The organism is Hyalangium sp., assembly GCF_035629615.1.
Lineage (GTDB): Bacteria > Myxococcota > Myxococcia > Myxococcales > Myxococcaceae > Hyalangium.
This window is the reverse complement of sequence record NZ_DASPHO010000172.1, coordinates 1-4909: the sequence shown is the minus strand read 5'-3', so window position 1 is coordinate 4909 and position 4909 is coordinate 1. Positions and strand designations below refer to the sequence as shown.

Below are 4909 nucleotides of genomic sequence, written 5' to 3'. Positions count from 1 at the left end.
TGGCCATCCACGAGAAGGCGCTGGGGCCGAAGCACCCGGATCTCGCAAATCCCCTTCTCGCACTCGGGGAGGTGCTGTTGGCCCAGGCCCGGCCGGCGGCGGCCCTCGCGCCGCTGGAGCGTGCGCTGACACTTGCACCGGAGGGGCACATCCGCGCCGCGATGCAGTTCGCGCTGGCACGTGCGCTCTGGGATGCGCGGCCCCCAGAGCGCACGCGCGCGGTGACCCTGGCCACCCAGGCGCGGGACTATTGGAAGGGGATCGGCATGGCCTCTGAGGTTGCCACAGCGTCCCAGTGGCTGGCCGCTCATGGGGGCCCCTGAGGGGTGGGCCTTTGCTCCCTGATCGTCAACCGGGTCAGCGGACGCGGCCAAAGAACTCCCGCACGTCCCGGATGAAGAGGTCGGGTTCTTCCATGGCGGCGAAGGTGCCGCCTCGGTCGAACTCCGACCAGTGCACGATGTTCTTGTTGTCGCGATCGGCGAACCGGCGGATCGGCCGGAGGATGCCATGGGGGAACACCGCCACGCCGGTGGGCACCGTGGACGGCTTCACCTCCACCGCCAGGTCCACCTCCTCGGGCGAGTCCGGGGTCTCTACGAAGGAGCGGGCCGAGGAGCCGGCCGTGTTGGTGAGCCAGTACAGCATGACGTTCGTGAGGAGGCGGTCCCGGCTGATGGCGTCCTCGGGAGTGTCAGTGCAGTCGGTCCACTCCTTGAACACCCCGATGATCCACGCGAGCTGGCCAACCGGTGAGTCCGCCAGGCCGTAGGCCAGCGTCTGGGGCCGGGTGGACTGGATCTTCTTGTAGCCATACAGCTCGCGCATGTAGTGCTCCCCGAACGCCAGCCGGGCCTGGTCCACTTCGCTCAGGCCCACCAGCTCGGCCGGATCCCCGGACGGGAACGTGATGAGCCCGTTCGTGTGCACGCCGAGGACATGCTCGGGCGCGATCAGCCCCAGCTCGCGCGAGATCCACGTGCCCCAGTCGCTGCCCTGGGCGCCATAGAGCGAGTAGCCCAGGCGCTTCATCAGCTCGGCCCAGGCCTCGGCCACCCGGCGTGTGCCCCAGCCCGCCTTGCGGGTGGGCCCGGAGAGCCCGTAGCCCGGCACAGACGGGATCACCAGATGGAAGGCGTGGGCAGGGTCGCCGCCGTGCGCGCGGGGTTGGGTGAGCGGGCCGATGATGTCCAGGTACTCCACGATCGAGCTCGGCCAGCCGTGGGTGAGGATCAGCGGCAGCGCGTCGGGCTCGGGTGAGCGCACGTGCAGGAAGTGGATGTTCTGGCCGTCGATCTCGGTGGTGAACTGGGGGTACTGGTTCAGCACGGCCTCGTGGCTGCGCCAGTCGTAGGCCGTGCGCCAGTACTCGGCCAGCTCCTTCAGGTAGTCCAGGGGCACGCCGTAGCTCCAGCCGGCACCGGGTACCTCGTCCGGCCACCGGGCACGGCCCAGCCGGGTGCGGAGATCGTCCAGGTCGGCTTGGGGAGTCTCGATGCGGAACGGCTGAAGCTGCTGCGCTCTCTTCTCGAACGCCGTCGATGTCATGGCAACCCCTTATTGCGTACTGTGTACGGAGTAACCATGCCTTAAACTCCGTTGGGTGTACAGAGTTTCTGTGCGTGGGCATAATGCCGGGGTGAGCACCGAGTACAGCGGCAGTGGAGATCCTCAGCGCAGCATGGAGCTGCTGTGGGGGCTCCAGCAGCGCCCGAAGCGAGGCCCCAAGCCCCGGCTGACGGTGGAGCAGATCGTCCGGGCTGCGATGGGGGTGGCCGATGTGGAGGGGCTCGCGGCGCTGTCCATGCGGCGGGTCGCTGACGAACTGGGGGTGGCCCCCATGTCGCTGTACACGTATGTGCCGAGCAAGGCAGAGCTGATCGACGTCATGCTGGACGCTGTCTATGGAGAGCTGGCCAGGCCGGAGAATGTGGCTGGAGGATGGCGAGCCAGGCTCGAGCGGATCGCCCGGGAGAACTGGGCGCTCTACCACCGGCATCGGTGGATGCTGCAGATCGCGATGAGCCGGCCGGTGATGGGGCCAAACCTCATTGCCAAGTACGACTACGAGCTTCGCGCCCTCTCCGAGGTGGGCCTTACGGAGGTGGAGATGGACTCCATGGTCAGCCTCGTCAACGGGTACGTCGAAGGGGCCGCGCGCCGCTCGGTGGAGGCCGCGCAGGCCGAGCAGCACACCGGCATGTCCGATGCGCAGTGGTGGGAGGCTCACGCCCCGCTGCTGGCGAAGGTTTTCGACGCCAGCCGCTATCCGACCGCGGCCCGGGTTGGCGCGGCGGCGGGGGCTGCCTACGGTTCCGCCTACCCTCCCGAGCATGCCTTCGAGTTCGGCCTGCAGCGAGTCCTGGACGGCATCGAGAGCTTCATCCATGCCCGCTCGGCGGGGCGCTAAGGGAGTTGGCCGCCAGCCACCTGCTGGCGCATTCTGGACCTATGAAGCCCTCTCCTCTGCTGCTGTGCTCTGCGCTCGCCCTCGTGCTCGTGTCTTCCGCTCGCGCCGAGACACCTCCTCCCTCTCAGGCTCGCGTGAAGAACCTGCGCGTGACGGTGCTCTCCACCATGCTCGCGGACAAGGGCGTGGGCGAGTGGGGCTTCGCCGCGCTGATCGAGGCGGATGGGCGGCGGATCCTCTTCGATACGGGTGCCCGCCCCCAGACCGTGCTCCAGAACGCCCAGGAGATGGGCATCGATCTCTCGGACATCACCGACGTCATCCTCAGCCACAACCATGACGATCACACGGGGGGACTTGTCACCCTGCGCCGCGAGCTCTCCCAGAAGAATCCCGCTGCGCTCTCCAGGGCCCATGTGGGCCGAGGCATCTTCTGGAGCCGCCCTGGAAAGGCCAAGGAGAACAACCCCATGCTCGCCTTCCGCTCCGAGTACGAAGCGGCAGGGGGCGCCTTCGTCGAGCACACGGGGCCGGTGGAGCTGTCACCCGGCGTGTGGCTCACCGGGCCCGTGCCTCGCACCCACCCCGAGCGCAACTGGAGCGGCAAGGGCCGGGTCCAGTCTCCCCAAGGCCTCGTCGAGGACACGCTCCCCGAGGACCAGTCCCTCGTCGTCGATACCGAGCAGGGGCTCGTGGTCGTCACGGGCTGTGGGCACGCGGGTATCATCAACATCCTCGAGTTTGCCCGGAAGCAGGTGAGGTCCGCTCCCATCCACGCGGCCATCGGCGGGCTCCACTTGTTCAGGTCCGATGAGAAGGGGCTCGCGTGGACGGGGCGCAAGCTGCGAGAGATGAAGCTCGGCCACCTGATGGGGGCGCACTGCACGGGCATCGAGGCCGTGTTCCGCCTGCGCGAGCTGGCCGGCCTGCAGCGGCGCACCTGTGTCGTCGGCGCGGTGGGCGCCTCGTTCGAGCTCGGCAAGGGGCTGGAGCCGCTGGAGCTCGCCCAATGACCGCACCCGCGAACGTCAATCCAGAACAGGCCCGCCATGACCTCCACCTCCTGCGGAAGGTGGGAGCGCTGCTCATCTTCCTCGCACTCTTCCTTCAGTTCTGGGGACAGTGGACGGTGGCAGGCAGCCTGGCGGCGATGTTTCCAGTCCTGGTCCTCATCAACACCGTGCTCATTGACTGGCTGGCAAAGCGGCTGGGCAGAGCCAGGGCGGAGACGGCTCGACTGATCCTCAACCTGCTGCTCTGGAGCCTCATGGGCCTCCTGACTCAATGGTCCTTGCTGGTCTGGCTCTTCATTCCCTTCCATATGCTCTGGTTCTATGACTTGGGAGGCTGGGAGCGGACTCAGGCCATCGCCTTCCTGGCCATTGCCAACGCGGTGGCGCTCGGGACTGGCTGCGAGCCGCTGTTTCCCCTCGCATTCACCCTGCTGGGAAGCATCAGCTTCATGGTCTCCGAGAAGCGGACCGCCTTGTTTCAAGCGATGCTGGGGCAGGTGAACCAACAGCGGGAGCTGCTGCAGCAGGCGCATGAGCGCGCCCTCGTGCAGGAGAAGCTCTCCAGCCTGGGGATGATGGCCGCCGGCATTGCTCATGAGATCAACAACCCCATGAGCTTCGTCACCAGCAACGTCAACTCGCTGCATCAGGAGCTCCAGAAGCAGTCAGACCTGCCCGCACACCTCCGGGAGTACGTGGAGGACGTCCTGCCGGCCACCCTGGATGGCATCCGGCGGGTGAACTCCATCGTGTCGGATCTGCGTCAGTTCTCGCGAAGCGGCCCCGAGCAGTCCACCGAGTATGACGTGAACGTCGAGGTCAAGGCCGCGCTGCGCCTTGCCCAGGGCCAGCTCTACCACTGCCAGGTGGAGGCCGAGCTGGGCGACGTGGGCATGCTGATGGGCCGGCCTCGTCAGATCGCTCAGGTGTTGGTGAACCTGCTGGTCAATGCCGGTCAGGCGACCGAAGCCGGAGGCAAGGTGCGCGTGACCACGTCTCGGGAGGGGGAGGGCGTCCGCGTGGACATCCGCGATACCGGAGTAGGGATGTCTCCCGAGACGATGCGGCAGATCTTTCAGCCGTTCTTCACGACCAAGCCCGTGGGTGTGGGCACGGGGCTCGGTCTGGCTGTGGCTCATGGCATCGTCACCGCGCATGGTGGCCGCATCACGGTGGAGAGCCAGCTCCAGCAGGGCTCGTGCTTCTCCGTGCACCTGCCGCTCCGGCGCCGGTAGCCTTCTCCGGGGCCAGCCTCCTGCGCGTCGCACCTGCGCTATCATGAGCGCATACATCGCGAGCGCGCGGCGAGTCACTGCCTCTCGTTCGCGCCGGGCTGGCGACAGGAGATTCCGACGTGCAGATCAAGAGATTCAGCGGATGGGTGATGATGGGACTGTTCCTGGGATGTGCCACCGCGGCTCCCCCGCAGCAGGCCCCGAGCACCGCGGGCCAGAGCACCGCGGCTCAGAGCACCCAGAAGGAAGAG

At 67.3% G+C, this 4909-nt stretch carries 5 protein-coding genes; 4 read left to right on the top strand and 1 reads right to left on the bottom strand.

The window, feature by feature from the left end:
• A partial coding sequence (locus tag VD972_RS08915) for a tetratricopeptide repeat protein (protein ID WP_324983817.1) occupies positions 1–323 on the top strand: 323 nt, incomplete at its 5' end.
• Positions 324–357: 34 nt separating this feature from the next.
• Here VD972_RS08915 and VD972_RS08910 read toward each other — a convergent pair.
• Entirely contained in the window at positions 358–1548 is a 1191-nt protein-coding gene (locus VD972_RS08910; protein ID WP_324983814.1) for an epoxide hydrolase, read from the bottom strand.
• 91 nt (positions 1549–1639) lie between these two features.
• Here VD972_RS08910 and VD972_RS08905 point away from each other — a divergent pair, with 91 nt between their 5' ends.
• The 3 genes from VD972_RS08905 to VD972_RS08895 are packed head-to-tail and all read left to right on the top strand — an operon-like array spanning position 1640 to position 4658.
• Positions 1640–2410, top strand: a complete 771-nt coding sequence (locus tag VD972_RS08905; protein ID WP_324983810.1) for a TetR/AcrR family transcriptional regulator — start codon at positions 1640–1642, stop codon at positions 2408–2410.
• A gap of 41 nt (positions 2411–2451) precedes the next feature.
• Entirely contained in the window at positions 2452–3423 is a 972-nt protein-coding gene (locus VD972_RS08900; protein WP_324983805.1) for an MBL fold metallo-hydrolase, read from the top strand.
• Positions 3420–4658 (top strand): sensor histidine kinase, encoded by a 1239-nt coding sequence (locus tag VD972_RS08895; protein ID WP_324983803.1) that lies wholly within the window; start codon positions 3420–3422, stop codon positions 4656–4658. The genes VD972_RS08900 and VD972_RS08895 overlap by 4 nt, the downstream gene beginning before the upstream one ends.
• The last annotated feature ends 251 nt before the right edge of the window (positions 4659–4909 follow it).